Raw genomic sequence first — 16,000 nt, 5'->3', positions numbered from 1 at the left:
ACGGGACGGGTTCGGACGCGACCCACACGCCGGCGCCGAACCCCGGGTCCGTCGCTCAGGCCGTTCCGTCCACCAGGTCGATCGGCTGGGCCGACGGCGGTGCGTCCGTGCCGGTGACCGCGAGGGAGCCGGCAGTGGCAGTGGGGGTGTCGGTCAGCCAGCGCTGGCCCGTGGAGTGGTCGCGGACCTTGACGACGACGTCGGAGCCCGCGACCTCGCCGGCGGTCGCCAGGGCGAGTGCGTCGTCCCAGCGGGGCAACAACTCGCCCTGGACCGTGAGGTCGTAGCGGACGTCGTCGCCGCGGGCGTCGGTGGCGTCCGCGCAGGCGCCGAGCATGACCACGCCGGCGTCGACGTGCGAGTCCACGCACAGGTCGGGGTGGGCCGCGCTGCGCAACTGTCCGTCGTCGCTGTACGACCACAACTGCGTGTCGTCGGACGAGCAGGCGGCCAGTTCGACGGCGGCGCCCGCCTGGGCCTCGCCGCTGATGTCGAGGCACAGGTCGGCGGCGGCGTTGCGCAGCCGCGTCTGCTGCGGTGCGGTGGGCAGTTGGGCGGTGTCGGGGGCCGTCGACCCGGCGGTGGCGGACGGCGAGTCGACATCGGGGACGCTGCCGCTGGTGGAGGCGGCCGGGTCGGCGCCGCCGCCGTCCGACCACATACCGGCCGCGAGCAGGGTCGTCAGCAGCCCGGCCGAGGCCAGGCCGACGCCGGTGAACAGCGTGCGCGGCGAACGCGGCGAGCGGGCCTCCCCGGACGTCCGGCGGCGGGGCGAGGGAATGCGCGAGAGCAGGTTGCCGCCGCGCTTCCCGCGCGTGCCGCCCCCGCCGCGGTGCCGGGCAGAACCCTTGAGCCGTACGGTCTGCTGCTTGGTGCGGCCGGGACGGGTGTCGTGGTAGCGGCGCGCGCCCCAGCCGAGCACCGCCTCGGCGAGCAGCAGGCCGAGACCGCTCTCGAAGTGGCCGAGCTGTTCGGCGGCGGAACGGCAGTAGCGGCACTCGTCCAGGTGCTTGCGCACATCCGGCAGGAGATCGCCGCCGCGCCGGATCGGCACGTCGAGGAGCCGGTTGTAGAAGCGGCAGTCCTTGCTCGGCGCGAGTTCCGCGTGCGCGCGGACGACGCCCTCGCGGAGCTTGTCCCGCGACTGTTCGAGGGCAGCAGACACGGCGTCGGTGTCCATGCCGAGCAGCCCGGCGGCGACGGTGATCTGCTCGGCCTCGACCTCCACGTGCCACAGGACGCAGCGGGCGACCGCGGGCAGGCCCTGGAACGAGCGTTCCGCCAGCACCCGGTTCTCCGGGGTCATGGACTTCGCGGCCCGCATCCCCCGGGCGCCGGCCGGCTTGCGCAGCACCGGCAGCACGCCGGAGAGCCCCTCGTCGGCGGACCACAGCCCGGCCATGTCCCGCACGGTCACCAGCAGCCGGGGGCGCAGCGCGGTGCCGGGCTCGCCCAGTTTGAGCCGGTCGAGGACCTGGTGGAAGGCGCCCGCGGTGAGCATGGACGCGACGTTCCCGGAGGAGGCGAGGCAGATGGCCGCGTACTCGTGCACCGGCCGCCAGTGCCGGGCGATCAGCAGGGCGGTGGACTGGGCGACCTCGCTGTCCGCGCCACCGCGTATCCCGGCGGCGAGGGACTCGTCGGACTCTCCGGGGCCCGCGCCCGGCGGCGGATACGGCGGAAGAGGAGGTTGAGCGGTGGGCACTGAGCGAGTTCCTTTGGTACGTACCTGTTCGGTGCGGCAGGGAGCGTGAGTTCGCCTCCGCCGACGAACGCAGGGGGCCCGGCCTCGACCCCCCGCACGGGTCCTTCACCTTTACACAACTAAGTCGTGCACAACAAGGCGGCGGCTGAAGCTGCGCTTTGTTGAGGGAAAGTCGATAAGCGGAACCAACTCCCACCGCTCATCGCGCCTTTCGGCGGCCCCGAGAACCGGTCGCGGCGTCCCGGCCGAAATCCGCCCCTGCGCCCCGTGTGAAACACGCGCACGCAGCGGAGTGCCGCGCACGCTCCCGGCACACCGGCCCAGGTAGTTGGCTGGAACCGGCCACTTCCTCGGAGGCCCCGCGCAGGACGGCGGCTCTCCTGCGCGAAACGGCCGCCGGCCCTGCTCCTCCCGCCCGGGGCCGGCGGCCCGAACCGCTTGCCGCACCACCGCGCAGACCACCGCGCAGACCTATATCTGCCAGGACCTCAACCGGTCCGCCGCCCCGTAGACGTCGGTCTTGCCGTCGATCAGGTCCCGGGCGAGGTCGACGAGCGCGCCGTACGGCGGATCGATGCCGACCCCGCTGGTGAACATGTACGCCACCGCCGTCGCGCAGGCGAACCGGGCGTTGGCCGAGGGCAGGGGTTTGAGCAGGGTGAGCGTGTGCAGCAGCGCGGCGGCCCGCCAGGCCGGATCCGAGTCCACGCCGAGCTTCGGCGGGTCGACCCGGTGTCGGGCGACGGCGGCGACCAGTGCCGAGAAGTCGTTGATGGTGGGCTGCTCGGGGAGTACCTCTTCGTGGCGCTGGAGCAGCCAGGGCACGTCGATGTGGATGACGGATGTCATCGGTCAGGCGACCCGCCCCTCGCCCTGGGCGGAACGTTCGTCGTCGGGGAAGGCGGCGGCGAATTCGTCGGCATGGGACGCGAAGAACCTGCGGAAGGCCTCCGCGCCCTCCTGGAGCGCCCGGTGCCGCGCGATGTCGGCCGCGGCCGCCTCTCGCACGAGTGCCTTCATCGACGTACCGCGTTCCTTGGCGATCTGCCGCAGGTCCTCCAGCTCGCGATCGCTGAACTCCACATTGAGGGCTGGCATGCCCTTCACGGTACCTCGCGGGTACTTACTCGTAAATATCCCCAGGTCAACATGATGACCGCGCGGTACCGGAAGGTGTTCGACCTTGCCCACTCCTGATCGAACCGGCTACCCCTGGTCCGCCACGAAGGAGGCCATCCGGGCCAGCGCAGCGTTCCAGTTGATCGCGGTCTCGTTCGTCGACCAGGACTGGATGTCGTCGATGTAGCAGAACTGGCCCACGCACCCCTGCAGCTTGCTCTGCGCATAGGGGTCCTGGATGCTCGAGTTCGCTCCGCCCGCGAGGGTCCCGGCCGGCGGGTTCGGCAGGTTCGGGTCGAGCTGGTGCGCGTACCAGCGGCTGTGCTGGTTGTGGGAGTCGACGTCGCCGTAGCCGGTCACGTACGAGATGTTCAGCGCGTTGCGGCCGAGGACGTAGTCCATGCTCTGGACGGCCGCGTCCCGGTACTTCGAGGCGCCGGTGAGGTCGTAGGCGGTGGCGATCACCACGGCGTTGTTGAGGACCTGGTGGCTGGAGCCCCAGTCGTAGCGGTTGCCGGTGGGCGCGTAGGGCATCCCGTACGGCTGTGCGGCCAGCGTGGCGAGGTAGGCGTCGGCGCCCCGCACCACCGATCGGCGCACCTTGTCCCGGCCGGGCAGCCTGTTCGGGACGGTCGCGAGGTCGAGCCGGCCGGCGGCGGCCGTACGGGACCAGTCGAAGCCGTTGGGGACGAAGACGTCGGCGGTGTGCACCGGGGAGTTCAGCACCTGGTCGGCGAACTGCTGCTCCGCGGTGGTGAGATACAGCTCGGCGGCCGCCCAGTAGAACTCGTCGGTCGCGTCGTCGTCGTTGTAGGCGCCTCCGCCGTTGCCGTCGGCCGGGTCGGCGTGGACGTCCGGGTGGGCGAGGGCCGCCGCCCAGGCCTTGCGCGCCGCCGTCAGCGCCTTCGCCGCGAACGCCTTGTCGTAGGGCCGGTAGAGGCGGGCCGCCTGGGCGGCCGTCGCGGCCAGGTTGAGGGTCGCGGCCGTGGTCGGCGGGTGCAGTTCGCGCTTCTGCGGGTCGGCGCTCGGCAGCAGCGGCAGACCGGTCCACTGTGCGTCATGGATCTTGTGATGGGCCATGCCGGCGAGGGGCTGCCCGTCCGGCACCTGCATCTTCAGCAGGAAGTCCAACTCCCAGCGGGCCTCGTCGAGGATGTCCGGCACCCGGTTGCCGCTCTCGGGGAGGGCGAGCGTGCCGTCGCCGAGCTCCGCCGGCCGACCGGTGCGGGCGACGAGGGAGCGTTCGTAGGTGCTCAGCAGCTCCCAGGCGGCGATGCCGCCGTTGACGACGTACTTGCCGTGGTCGCCGGCGTCGTACCAGCCGCCGGTGACGTCGAGGGTGTGGTCGCACACGCCGGGCTGACAGGGGACGGCCGAGTCGCCCTGGTTGGGCGCCACGCCCACATGGCCGGCCGGCCTGCCGTAGCCGGGGCGCAGATCGTCCCGGATCTCGATGCCGCTGCGCTGGGTGTAGTAGTACTTCACCGCGTCCAGCCGCAGTCGCTCATAGCCGGCCGTGCCGATGTCGAAGGGGTGGCTGGTCTCGCCGTCGGCGACCAGCGTGAAGCCGGCGCCGCGCTTGCGGTAGGCGCCGAAGTCGATGGAGTGGACGCTCTGCCCGGAGGAGACGTCGAGGCCGCGCGGCACGCTCCAGCCGTGCGCGACCGTCGCCCCCGCGGCGTTCTTCAGCTGCCAGGGCAGCTTCGCGGCGGCGTCCGTGACGAGCGTGGCGTTCTTCGGCCCGGCGGGCAGATAGCCGACCTGGTTGACCCGTACCCGCGGCCCGGTGTCGGGCTCGTAGACCTCCGGCGGCACCCCGCCCAGCAGCGACACGTCGTCCAGGCAGAACCGCCAGGGATCCGCGCTCCCGCCGACCTGGAAGGCGACCTGCCCCTGTGCGCTGTCGACCGGCGAGGTGAAGGTGTAGGAGTACGAGTCCCCCGCCGCGTCCAGCACCGGGGTCGCCTCGTACCAGGTGTCGTACGGGGAGACCCCGAGGCCCACGATCGCCCGCACCACGTGCCCCTCGGGCACTCCGGAGGCGCTGAAGGAGAAGCGGTACGACGACCCCTTCACCAGGGTGATCGCGTCCTGGCCGACGGCGGAGTCCCAGCGGTCGACGGTGCCGCCGGGCACGTCCGCGCAGAGCCGGCCGTCGGTGAGAGCGGGGGTGACGTTGCTGGTCCACCACGGGTCGGCGGTCGTGTCGAAGCCGCCGTTCCTGACCTGCTCGACCTCGTCGGCGCCGGCCTGCTGCACGGGCAGCGCGGTGAGCGCCGCGCCCAGCAGGGCCGCGAGGGACAGCAGGGCGGTTCTGCGTCGTTTCACGTCCGGGCTCCTCGGTCCAGTGGGAGCGCTCCCAGGGAGGGTCACAGGACATGTTTGTTGCAGTCATGACACTCCGTCAACAGGTGGGACGAGATGACCTCGAGGCCGTTGTCAGTGGTGCGTCCTAGTGTGGGCGGCAGGAGTACTCATCGAGCGCACGAAGAGGAACGGGGAACCGCCATGACCACCCTGCCCGACCGGCCGAACACCGCCCTGCTCGTCGTCGACGTCCAGAAGGGCCTGGTGGCGGGCACGCCCCGGCGTGACGAGGTGATCGCCAACATCGGCACCCTGATCGACGCGGCGCGCGCGCAGGACGTGCCGGTGGTCTGGGTGCAGCACTCCGGCGACGACCTCGAACGCGGCAGCGAGAACTGGGAGTACGTCGAGGATCTGGTCCGGCTCGACTCCGAACCGCTCGTCCACAAGACCTACTTCGACTCCTTCGAGGACACCGAGCTGGAGTCGGTGCTCGCCAAGCGCGGGGTGGGCCGGGTCGTCGTCACGGGGGCGCAGACGGACGCCTGCATCCGCTCGACCCTGCACGGCGCCCTCGTGCGGGGGTACGACGCCACGCTGGTGGGCGACGCGCACACCACGGAGGACCTCAGTGCGTACGGCGCTCCGGCCCCGGAGCAGGTGATAGCCCACACCAACCTGTACTGGTCCTGGCAGAGCGCGCCCGGCCGCAGCGCGGGCACGGTGGACACGGCGAAGGTGACGTTCGAGGCGGGCTGAGGCAGCCGACGCGGGCTGGGGGGCAGGCGGTGTCCGGTCGGTTCCTCTCGGCCTCGAACACCGCCTGCCCCTCTCCGACCGGGTCGGCTATGCCTCCCACCTGCTGATGCGGACGGCGCCCTGGACCGCACCGGGTGCGCTGCTGGTCAGGGTCAGGCGCAACTTCGAGCCGCGCACGGGGGCGAAGGTGAGCGAGGATCCGGGAGACGACCTCGACGTCCGCGCCGGCGCCGGACGCGTCGGCGACGGTGGTCGCGACCCGGACGACGGCCCGGTCGTCGGTGATCTCGGGGGTGGTGACGTGGGTGCTCCAGCGGGCCACGTGCACCGGCTCGGTGACGACGAGGCGGGCCTCGCGGTAGATGCCGCTGCCGGAGTACCAGCGGCTGCTCGGGAGCCTGTTCTGCACCTTGACCGCGATCACGTCCTCGGTGACGCCATCGGTGTGCAGCAGATCGGTGAGGTCGAAGGCGAAGCCGGTGTACCCGTACGGGTGGCGGCCGACCTCGGCACCGTTGCAGCAGACGTAGGAGTCCATTTGAAGTGCTCTCCCGGCTGAAGCCGGGAGATTCCTGCTTACCTCGCGGCAGCGGGCTTGACGCGCTTGGCGCGCCTGACGACTGCCCTCCCGGCAGCCGGGACGAGCGCGAGGCCCATCCGGTACAGGTGCAAGACGTTCCGTGCTGCGTTGTGATCGGCGTTGCCCGACCAGCCGCAGCCCGGGCTCCTGCACACGAACACGGCCTGGGACTCCCGGCTCCCGGGTGTGGTGAAGCCGCACGCCGAGCAGCGCCTGGAGGTGCCGGGCGCGGGGACCTTGACCAAGGTGCCGCCGAGGTGGGCGGTCTTGTACGTCAGCATCGTGACCGTACGACCCCAGGCCTCCTGGCTGATGGAGCGGTTCAGCCCGGACTTCTGGGCGACGCTCTTCCCCGGCTCCTCGATGGTTCCCCTGGCCGACTTGACCATGTTCGTGATGGTGAGCGCTTCGACCACGACGGTGCCGTAGGTGCGGGCGATGGCGGTGGTCGTCTGGTGCTGCCAGTCCAGGGCCCGGCGCTTGGCTTTCGCGCGCAGTCCTGCGATCTGGTCGTAGGTGCGGTGCAGTCGGCGGCTGGTGCACTCGCCGGGCCTGCGGTGGCGCTTGCGCTGCGCGGCACGCTGCTCCAGGTGCAGGAGCCTGGCTTGCTCCTTGCCGGTCAGCCATTCGCCGTGCTCGTAGGTTTCGCCGTCCGAGAGGGCGATGGGCACGATGACGCCCACGTCGATGCCGACGTCCGGCCCCTGGTGCGGATCGGGCTTGACCTCCAGGGTCTGGACACGGAAGGCGATGTGCCAGCCGAGCGCGTCCTTGACCAGCCGTGCCCCGGTGATCCGGTTCTCCGCGCCCGCACGCTTGCCGACGGGGAGGTCTTGGGTCCACCGGAACCGGACCCGACCCACCTTGGGAATGTTGACCATGCCCCACCGGCGGTGCACGCGGGTGATGTTCAGGTCCAGGCCCTGCGGAATGTCCACGGACATCACCGTGCGGGGGCGGCCCTTGAAGTTCGGGGCGTCGGCGCGGCCATCCCAACAGTTCTTCCACGCCTGGAAGTACGTCTTGAGCACCGCTTGCGCGGCCTGCGCGGGCAGGACGGCCAAGAAGTCGATGTCCTGGCGGGCCTGGCGAATTGCGGCGTCCACGTTCGCGAGGGTCCGCTTCTCCTTCGGCATCATCCGCCACCACGCGTGCAGCAGGTTCCACATCGTGCGGGCCGCGTGCGCCTGATCATCCGCCGCGCGAACCCCGGCAGGCGACAGCGCAAGCCGGGCACGGTGCCCGAACTGCCGCTTGACCAGGATGTTGTGACTCACGATCGAGACCCTAGCGTTGGTTTATGTCACCCCGCTGGAACCCTCATCCCGATGTCAGAACCGGTCGCCATGTTGTTTACAACCTGCATGTTCACTTGGTTTTCGTCACTAAATACAGGCGGAGAGCGTTCACCGACGCCATGCTGACCCGGACAGAAGAGATCATGCGGGAGGTCTGCGCCGACTTCGAGGCCGAGCTGAAGCAGTTCAACGGCGAACAGGACCACGTCCACCTGCTCGTGCACTATCCGCCCAAAGCCCAGCTCTCCAAGCTGGTCAACTCCCTCAAGGGCGTCAGCTCCCGGCGGCTCCGCCAGGAGTACGACAGCCATGTCCGCCAGTACCTGTGGGGCGGACACTTCTGGTCCGGCTCCTACTTCGCAGGATCATGCGGCGGGGCACCCCTGACCGTCGTCAAGCAGTACATCGAAAACCAGCAGCGCCCCGTCTGACCGTCACCCCGGAGACGCAGAACACTCCGGCGCTTCGCGCCTCCGGGCCAAGGATGCCCTTCACCCCCGCCCTGAAGGACGGAGCACTGGCCAAGATCAGATGTAGACGCCGTCGAACTCGATCGAGATCCGCTTGTCGGCGTCGGCGGGCGGCAGGGTGAAGGCGAGGCGGTACCAGCCCAGGCCGCCGGGGAAGAAGCCGGTGCCGCTGGTCGTGCCGTGCTGCGTGGTGGGCGTCTGTTCGATGCTCCAGTCGTGCGGGACCGCCACCGCACGCCAGGTCGAGTCGTCGTAGCCGGGGGCGGCGGCGTCCGCGTACTGCCCGGTCGGGTCGGTGATCCCGCCCGGGTTGGCCAGCGCGAACCGCCAGCCGTCGCGCAGCGGGACCGTGCGACGGCCGGGGGCGCTCGCGACGGCCTCGGCGGCCTGCGCCGCCGGGGTGCCGAGGAGCGCTCCGGCGGCCGGTGCGGCCGTGGAGGCGAGTAGGACCGATCTGCGAGTGACCGTCATGGTCGGCTCTCCCTCATCAGGAACCAGAAGTACTCACAACTGATCGATAACAAACAGAATCTGACGACGGGCCACTCCTGCCCGTCAAGGGCACGGAAAGCGCCTTCTGTCCCGGCCGCCCCGACCGTCAGGCGGGGCACCCGGTCGCGCACAACCTCCACGCACTAGGCTGGAGCCCGAGTTATGCACTTGTTCACTGTGCGTAAGGGCGATGGAGTGGCGACGATGAGCCCGGTGGATCCGTTCGACGATGCCTCGACCGCGCGGGCCGTCATCGACGACCGGGGGAACGTGGTCCGGTGGGGCGCCGGCGCCCGCCGGCTGCTGGGGTACGAGGCGGCCGAGGCAGTGGGCCGCCCCGCCGCCGACTTCCTGGCCGACGCCGACGCCGACGCCGGCACCGAGGCCCCCGCGAGCACGTTCGCCGCGCCGGCCGGCCCCCGATGGAGCGGCTCCCTGACCCTGCGGCACCGCGACGGCCACGCCGTGTCCGTCTGGCTGCTCGCCCTGCGCCGGCCGACGCACGGCTGGCAGGCCGTCGTCCCACCGGCGGCCGCGGACCTCGACCCGCCGGACGACGCGCTGACCTCGGCGGCGATGAGACAGTCCCCCTGCCCGATGCTGGTCTGCGACCGGGAACTGCGGCTGCGCTGGATCAACGACCGGATGGCCGAGCTGATCGACCTGCCCGCCCACCCGGTCGACGGTCTCAGGATCACCGACATCGGCGTCCGCCGAGAGAACACCGAACTCGAGGAACAGCTGGGCGATGTGCTCGCGACGGGCCGGCCGCGGGACATCGAGAACTACCTCCGCCCGAGCGGCCTGCAGAACGCCTCCGCCCATCTGACCCGGATCGCCCCGCTCACCGACGCCGCCGGCCGGGTCCAGGGCGTCTGTCTGACCGGCCATGACTTCACCGAGCACTACCTGGCCCGCGAACGGCTGCGGCTGGTCAACGAGGCGAGCCTGAGCATCGGCACCACCCTCGACGTGACCCGGACGGCTCAGGAACTGGCGCAGGTCTGCGTCCCCGCGCTCGCCGACTTCGTCAGCATCGACCTGCTCGACCCGCAGGACGGCGTGGAACCCCCGGCCCGGTTCGCACCGCCGCTGCGGCTGCGGCGCACCGCGCACCACTCGGTCAGCCCCGGCACCCCGGAGGCCGTGGCCGATCCGGGCCAGGCGCAGGACTACCCGGCGGGGTCGCCGCAGGCGGACTCGCTGGTCGCGGGGCACAGCATCGTCCGCACGGTGGCCGGCGGCGAGCTGGACGCCTGGCTGACCTGGGACACCGCGCGCGCCGCCCGGGTGCGGGAGCTCGGCGTCCACGCGACGATGTCCGTGCCCATCCGGGCGCGCGGCGTGACCCTCGGCGTCGCCGTCCTCACCCGGTTCCGCCGGCCCGACCCGTTCACCCCGGACGACGTGCTGCTGGCCGAGGAGGTCACGGCCCGGGCCGCCGTGTGCATCGACAACGCCCGCCGGTACTCCCGTGAGCGCGAGACGGCCCTCGCCCTGCAGCGCAGCCTGCTCCCGCGCACCCTGCCCCGCACGGCCGCCGTCGACGCCGCCTCCCGCTATCTGCCGGCCGCCCGCGCCGGGGTCGGCGGCGACTGGTTCGATGTGATCCCGCTGTCCGGGATGCGCGTCGCCATGGTCGTCGGGGACGTCGTCGGGCACGGCGTCCAGGCCTCCGCCACCATGGGCCGGCTGCGCACGGCCGTGCGCACCCTCGCCGACATCGACCTCGCCCCCGACGAGCTGCTGACCCACCTGGACGACCTGGTGGTCAGACTGTCCGAGGAGGCCGGCGTCGAGGGCAGCCCCGGCGAGATGGGCGCGACCTGTCTGTACGCGGTGTACGACCCCGTGTCGCGGCGCTGTGTCCTGGCGCGGGCCGGGCATCCCCCGCCGGTGCTGCTCCGGGCGGGCGGCACGCCCTGGCAGGTGGAGCTGCCCGCCGGTCCCCCGCTGGGCCTGGGCGGACTGCCGTTCGAGTCGGCCGAGCTGCAGCTCGCCGAGGGCAGCGTCCTCGCCTTCTACACCGACGGTCTGATCGAGTCCCGGGAGCGGGACGTGGACGCCGCTCGACGGCTGCTGTCCGAGGCGCTCGCGGCGCCGTCGGACTCCCTGGACGAGACCTGCGACCGGATCCTGGGCACCCTGCTCCCGCCCGGCGGCGCCGCCGACGACGTCGCCCTGCTGCTCGCGCGCACCCGGGGCCTGCCCGCCTCCCAGGTCGCGACCTGGGAGGTCCCGCCCGACCCCGCGCTGGTCGCGCCGATCCGCAAACAGGTCGTCGAGCAGCTGTCGAACTGGGGGCTGAGCGAGGCGTCGTTCACCACCGAGCTGGTGGTGAGCGAGCTGGTCACCAACGCCATCCGGTACGGCTCCCGCCCCATCCGGCTACGGCTGATCCACGACACGACGACGCTGATCTGCGAGGTGTCCGACGACAGCCACACCGCCCCGCATCTGCGCCGGGCGAAGACCTGGGACGAGGGCGGCCGCGGGCTGCTCCTGGTGGCCCAGCTCACCCAGCGCTGGGGCAGCCGGCACACCCCCGACGGCAAGACGATCTGGGCGGAGCTGTCGCTGTTCGAGGAGGAGTGAGGCGGGCGCCCGGCACCGTGTCCGGGGCTCTTACCCTTCCGTGTTCTGATGGAGGAGCACCCGGACCTCATCGATGGGCGGGCACCACCAGATCCCGTCCCGGAGTACCGCCCTGAACACCTCGCTCGCCGCATCACTGTCCGTCGTCCTGCTCGTCGCCGCGCTCGGGTGGGCGGTGCTGCGTCCCGCCGGGCGGTCGGAGGCCCTGGTCGCCGTCCCCGCCGCGGCGGTGGCGATCGTTCTCGGGGCGGTGTCGCCCGAGCATGCGCTGGCCGAGGTCGAGCGGCTCGGGCCGGTCGTCGGCTTCCTCGCGGCGGTGCTGGTGCTGGCGCATCTGTGCGACGTCGAGGGCCTGTTCACGGCGTGCGGGGCGTGGATGGCCCGGCGGGCCGCGGGCCGCCCGCGGCGCCTGCTGGTCGCGGTGTTCGTGCTGGCCTCGGTGATCACGGCCGTGCTCAGTCTGGACGCGACGGTGGTGCTGCTGACGCCGGTGGTGTTCGCCACCGCGGCCCGGATGGGCGTGCGGTCCAAGCCGCATGTCCATGCGTGCGCGCACCTGTCGAACACGGCCTCGCTGCTGCTGCCCGTGTCCAACCTCACCAACCTGCTGGCGTTCACCGCGAGCGGGCTGAGCTTCACCCGGTTCGCCGCTCTGATGGCGCTGCCGTGGGTGGTCGCGGTCGGCGCCGAGTACCTGGTCTTCCGGCGCTTCTTCGCCGACGATCTGCCCGCCGCCGAGCCGGTCGTGGACGACGGCCCGGCGCCCGAGCTGCCGCTGTTCGCGCTGGTCACCGTCGGCTGCACGCTCGCCGGGTTCGTGGTGGCCTCGGCCGTCGGGATCGAACCGGCGTGGGCCGCGTTCGCGGGCGCCCTGGTCATGGCCGGGCGGGCGCTGGTGCGGCGAGGGGTGACTCCGGTCGCCGTCGTGCGGGCCGCCGCCCCGGGCTTCCTGGCGTTCGTGCTGGCGCTCGGGATCGTGGTGCGCGCGGTGGTCGACAACGGGCTCGCCGACGCGCTGCGGCACGTCCTGCCCGACGGCTCGGGCCTGCTGACGCTGCTGGGCGTCGCCGCGCTGGCCGCCGTCCTGGCGAACCTGATCAACAACCTGCCCGCGGTGCTGGTCCTGGTGCCGCTCGCCGCCCCGGCCGGGTCCGGGGCGGTGCTCGCGGTGCTGCTCGGGGTGAACATCGGCCCGAACCTGACGTACGCCGGATCGCTGGCGACGCTGCTGTGGCGGCGGGTGGTGCAGGAGCGCGCGGAGCGGGTCGAGGTCGGGGAGTTCACCCGCCTCGGCCTGCTCAGCGTGCCCGCCGCGCTGATCCCGGCCGTCGTGGCGCTGTGGGCCTCGCTCCAGGTGGTCGGCGGCTGACCGCTCGGGTCAGTGCCGGCCGCCGTCGGAGCCGGAGCCGTATCCCCCGGAGCCGTTGCCCCAGCCGTAGCCGCCGTAGCCGTACCCGGAGCCGCCGGAGGAGCCCGACTGGCCGTCCCACGAGCAGTAGTACCAGGAGTAGTACGAGCAGGACGTGCTGTTCGAGCCGGACGACGAGCTCGACGGCGCCTTGGTCGTCGAGGTGGCGGACGGCGTTGCCGTGGGCGTCGGGGGCTTGGCCGCCTTGGGCGTGGGGGTCGGCTCCGGCGTGCCGGAGGCGTCGGCGTCGATTCCCCAGTTGACGAACTGCATCTGCGGGTCGGGCTGCGAGGTGTCGATCACCCAGCGCTGGGCGGCGCTGTCGGCCCGGTTCTTCAGGACCAGGGCGCCCGACCCGTCGGTGGCGGCGGGCGCCAGCGCCAGGTTCTGACCGGAGCGCGGGACGAGCGTGCCCTGGAGCGTGAAGTCGTAGCGGACGTTCTTGGGATCGGGCTGGTCGGCGCCCGCGCACGGGGCCAGCCGGACCGAGTAGCCGAGGCTGGAGTCGAGGCACAGGTCGGCGTTGGCGGCACTGCGCAGCAGACCGTCCGGTTCGTACGACCACTGCTGGCCGGCCACGGAGGAACAGGCGGCGAGGGTGGCCTCGGTGCCGCTGACGGCCTTGTCGCCGGCGATGCCGATGCACAGTCCGGAGGCGACGTTGTGCAGCCGGCCGCGCAGGGTGCCCTGGGCGTCCTCGCCGGCGCCGCTCAGCACCGGGTCGGTGGTGGCCGTGTCCGTTCCCGGGGCCGGGGTCGCCGTGTCGCTGTTGGCGGTCGGGGCGGCTCCGTCCCCGGAGCCGAGGGCCGCCCACACCGCGAGCGGCAGGACGACCAGACCGCTCACCGTCAGGACGGCGGCGGCGAGGTTGCGGCGGCGGGCGCGGCGGGCCGCCTTCTGGGCGAAGCGACGCGATCCGGGAGGGGCGTCCGCGCCGGGCGTGGCACCGGTGCGGACGACCGCGCCGGAGTGCGATCCGATGCGGGCGAGCGCGCCTGCCCGCAGTCCGCCGCGGGAGACCGAGCCGGCGGCGGCCCCGGCGGCGCGGGCGGCGATCGCCTGGGTGCCGTCGAAGGCCTCGCCCGTATAGCCGTGGGACTGCTCCGCGGCCGGGTCGGCGGAGTCGTCCTCGCCGGCCACCCTGATGCCCACGTAGGCCGCGGCGGCCCAGCCCAGGATTCCCTCGGCCAGGGCCGCGCCGAGCAGTCCTTCGAACTGGTGCAGTTGGTCGGCGGTGTGGGCGCAGTGCCGGCACTGCTCCAGGTGGCCGCGCAGATCGGGGTCGACGTCGACGCCGCCGCGGCGGCAGGTGACGTCCAGCAGCCGGTGGTAGCGGTGGCACTCGTCGTCGGTGGCGAGTTCGCGGTGTACCTGGAGGCATTCCTCGCGCAGCCGCTCGCGGGCCCGGCGCAGTTCGACGCGGGCGCCTTCCTCCTCCAGGCCCAGCAGGCCCGCCGGGACGACCAGCGGCTCGGCCTCGACCTCGATGTGCCAGAGCAGGCAGCGAGCGGACTCGGGCAGCCGCTGGAACGCCCGGGACAGCATGCGCCGGTGCACGGGCGGCAGCAGCAGGGCCGCCGCGCGGTCGCCGTCCTCGCCCTCGGAGCGCAGTGCGGGATGCAGCAGGTCTCGACGGCCGTCGGCGTCCCATTCGGCGGCGACGCGGCGCACGGTGACCAGCAGGTGAGGGCGCCATGCGGCGGTCGGCCCGTTCTGCCGCAGGGTCTCGCCGAAGAGTCTGGTGAAGGCGGCGGTGGTGAGCATGCCGGCCGCGCGCTCGCCCTGGGTGCACAGCCGTGCGTAGGCGAAGGCGGCCTCCCAGTGGCGATCCAGCAGCTCACCGACGGGATGCAGCGCGGGTGACGCTCCCGTCCATTTCTTCAGCTCCGAGCTCAGCTGTTCATCCGTCGCGTCGAAGCGGCGCGCCGAAGGGGAATTCGACAGGCCTGCGTCATTCACGGTCTGCATTCCTTCCGGAGGCATGCGGCATAAAGTCCATACCATCGGGTATGCGACCCCGCCCACGAGGCGGGATCGACTCGCACAAGGTTCGGCACCTCTGACGTCCGTGGGGGGACGGCTCTTTTGAAGCGAGGGGGGTGTGAACGTGAGGTGTCTCGTGCACACGGTGGAAAAAACGTTGTCCGTGCGCCGACACGCCCACCTTTGCACAGCCGGACCAGGAGGAACAAGAGATCTCGCGGTTTCGTGCATAGTGTGCGCGCCGAAGAATTTTGACGAAACGTCAATCCTGGTTCGAGGTCCCGCTGCCGCCTCCGAGCCCCGGTGGGGCGGTCACTGTATCGGTGTCCCTTTTGGTGCCCTTATTCATGTCCCTTTCGGGTCGGTAATTACCGAGCGCATTCCGTCCCGGTAGGCGCCCGGGGGTGTCCCGTAGCGGGCGCGGAAGACGCGGCTGAAGTGGAAGGCGCTCGCGAAGCCCGAGGCCCGCGCAACGCGTTCCACGGGCAGGTCGGTGGCCTCCAACAGCCGTGCGGCATGGTGCAGTCGGGTCTCGCGCAGGGCTCGCATCGGGGCCTGGCCGACCTGTTCCGTGAACAGATGGGCGAAACGCGAGGAGGACAGCGCGAGTTCCTCCGCCAGCGAGCGGACGGTGTGCGGGGCGCCGGGGTCGGCCGCCATCCGCGCCTGCGCCCGGCGGACCCGGTCGTCGAGGCCGGCCGGGGGCGCGGTGGCGCGCGCCGAGGCGGTGGCCAGCAGGACGGCCTCTTCCAGCGCGCACAGGGCGAGTTCCCGCGCGACGGCGCCCTGGGCCACCACGATCCCGTCCCCGCCGGCCGGCTCCTCCCCGCCGGTCCACCGGGCGTCGGCGCTCATACGCCGCCAGACCGTCCCGACCCGGTCGTGCAGCGCGGCGGGGACGGGGCCGACGCGGTACAGGCCGTCGCCGGTGTCGTACGGGCGCAGCCAGGGGGTCCAGGACGGGCGGGCCTGGCAGTGGGCCCACCAGAACCGCCAGTTCCGGGCCCCGGGTTCGATGCCGTAGGAGTGCGGGACGCCGGGCGCGAGCACGACCAGGTCCCCGGCGCCGGCCCGCGCCTCGCTCCCGCCCTGCCGCAGCCGGCCCTGCCCGTCCGTCGTCCAGACGAACAGCCAACTGTCCGATCCCCGGGGCCGGCTGATGCCGTACCCGGGGCCCTCGTCGAAGTGGGCGACCACCACCAGACCGGGCGGCGGGGAGGGAGCCCCGGACCCGGCAGTCCCGGGCAGGTCGTCAGCACGCATGGACATCCTCGCGGTGGGGTG

General features: G+C 72.3%; 11 protein-coding genes and 2 pseudogenes. 4 read left to right on the top strand and 9 right to left on the bottom strand.

Annotated features, from left to right (window positions below; translation table 11 throughout):
- Positions 1-55: 55 nt before the first annotated feature.
- The 4 genes from ABZ725_RS06135 to ABZ725_RS06120 all read right to left on the bottom strand — a co-directional run bounded on the left by ABZ725_RS06135 (position 56) and on the right by ABZ725_RS06120 (position 5,152).
- Entirely contained in the window at positions 56-1,705 is a 1,650-nt protein-coding gene (locus ABZ725_RS06135; protein ID WP_358801565.1) for an RICIN domain-containing protein, read from the bottom strand.
- Between the two features lie 471 nt (positions 1,706-2,176).
- The gene (locus tag ABZ725_RS06130) at positions 2,177-2,554 is read right to left on the bottom strand and encodes a toxin Doc (protein WP_351917472.1); all 378 of its coding nucleotides are present in this window, start codon (positions 2,552-2,554) and stop codon (positions 2,177-2,179) included.
- A 3-nt stretch (positions 2,555-2,557) separates the two neighbouring features.
- Positions 2,558-2,803, bottom strand: coding sequence for a hypothetical protein (locus ABZ725_RS06125; RefSeq protein ID WP_351917470.1), 246 nt, complete (start codon positions 2,801-2,803; stop codon positions 2,558-2,560).
- A 108-nt stretch (positions 2,804-2,911) separates the two neighbouring features.
- Positions 2,912-5,152: a glycoside hydrolase family 9 protein gene (locus ABZ725_RS06120; RefSeq protein WP_358801564.1), complete on the bottom strand. Its 2,241-nt coding sequence runs from the start codon at positions 5,150-5,152 to the stop codon at positions 2,912-2,914.
- A gap of 180 nt (positions 5,153-5,332) precedes the next feature.
- Between ABZ725_RS06120 and ABZ725_RS06115 the strand changes: the two genes are divergently transcribed.
- Complete coding sequence (locus ABZ725_RS06115) at positions 5,333-5,890, top strand: cysteine hydrolase family protein (RefSeq protein ID WP_358801563.1); 558 nt, start codon at positions 5,333-5,335, stop codon at positions 5,888-5,890.
- Positions 5,891-6,086: 196 nt separating this feature from the next.
- Here the strand turns inward: ABZ725_RS06115 and ABZ725_RS06110 are convergent.
- Together ABZ725_RS06110 and ABZ725_RS06105 are read right to left on the bottom strand one after the other, a co-directional pair.
- A pseudogene (locus ABZ725_RS06110) lies at positions 6,087-6,428 on the bottom strand (beta-galactosidase); the annotation flags it as partial.
- Between the two features lie 38 nt (positions 6,429-6,466).
- Positions 6,467-7,747, bottom strand: a complete 1,281-nt coding sequence (locus tag ABZ725_RS06105; RefSeq protein ID WP_358801562.1) for a transposase — start codon at positions 7,745-7,747, stop codon at positions 6,467-6,469.
- Positions 7,748-7,770: 23 nt separating this feature from the next.
- On the opposite strand from ABZ725_RS06105, the gene tnpA reads away from it, so the two are divergent.
- Positions 7,771-8,199 carry an IS200/IS605 family transposase gene (gene tnpA / locus ABZ725_RS06100; protein WP_358801561.1) on the top strand — a complete coding sequence of 143 codons (429 nt, stop codon included), beginning with the start codon at positions 7,771-7,773 and terminating at the stop codon, positions 8,197-8,199.
- A gap of 99 nt (positions 8,200-8,298) precedes the next feature.
- Here the strand turns inward: tnpA and ABZ725_RS06095 are convergent.
- Positions 8,299-8,709, bottom strand: a pseudogene (locus tag ABZ725_RS06095) (sugar-binding domain-containing protein); the annotation flags it as partial.
- Between the two features lie 225 nt (positions 8,710-8,934).
- Between ABZ725_RS06095 and ABZ725_RS06090 the strand changes: the two are divergent.
- Together ABZ725_RS06090 and ABZ725_RS06085 are read left to right on the top strand one after the other, a co-directional pair.
- The gene (locus ABZ725_RS06090) at positions 8,935-11,325 is read left to right on the top strand and encodes a SpoIIE family protein phosphatase (protein WP_358801560.1); all 2,391 of its coding nucleotides are present in this window, start codon (positions 8,935-8,937) and stop codon (positions 11,323-11,325) included.
- Between the two features lie 73 nt (positions 11,326-11,398).
- Positions 11,399-12,694, top strand: coding sequence for an SLC13 family permease (locus tag ABZ725_RS06085; protein ID WP_358801559.1), 1,296 nt, complete (start codon positions 11,399-11,401; stop codon positions 12,692-12,694).
- A 9-nt stretch (positions 12,695-12,703) separates the two neighbouring features.
- On the opposite strand, the gene ABZ725_RS06080 is transcribed toward ABZ725_RS06085, so the two are convergent.
- Both ABZ725_RS06080 and ABZ725_RS06075 read right to left on the bottom strand, forming a co-directional pair.
- Positions 12,704-14,701 carry an RICIN domain-containing protein gene (locus tag ABZ725_RS06080; protein WP_358801558.1) on the bottom strand — a complete coding sequence of 666 codons (1,998 nt, stop codon included), beginning with the start codon at positions 14,699-14,701 and terminating at the stop codon, positions 12,704-12,706.
- A 360-nt stretch (positions 14,702-15,061) separates the two neighbouring features.
- Positions 15,062-15,979, bottom strand: a complete 918-nt coding sequence (locus ABZ725_RS06075; protein WP_358801557.1) for a helix-turn-helix domain-containing protein — start codon at positions 15,977-15,979, stop codon at positions 15,062-15,064.
- Between the last annotated feature and the right edge of the window lie 21 nt (positions 15,980-16,000).

Origin of the sequence: Streptomyces sp. NPDC006872 (assembly GCF_040635845.1) — a bacterium.
GTDB lineage: Bacteria > Actinomycetota > Actinomycetes > Streptomycetales > Streptomycetaceae > Streptomyces.
This window is presented reverse-complemented; position numbering and strand designations above follow the sequence as displayed.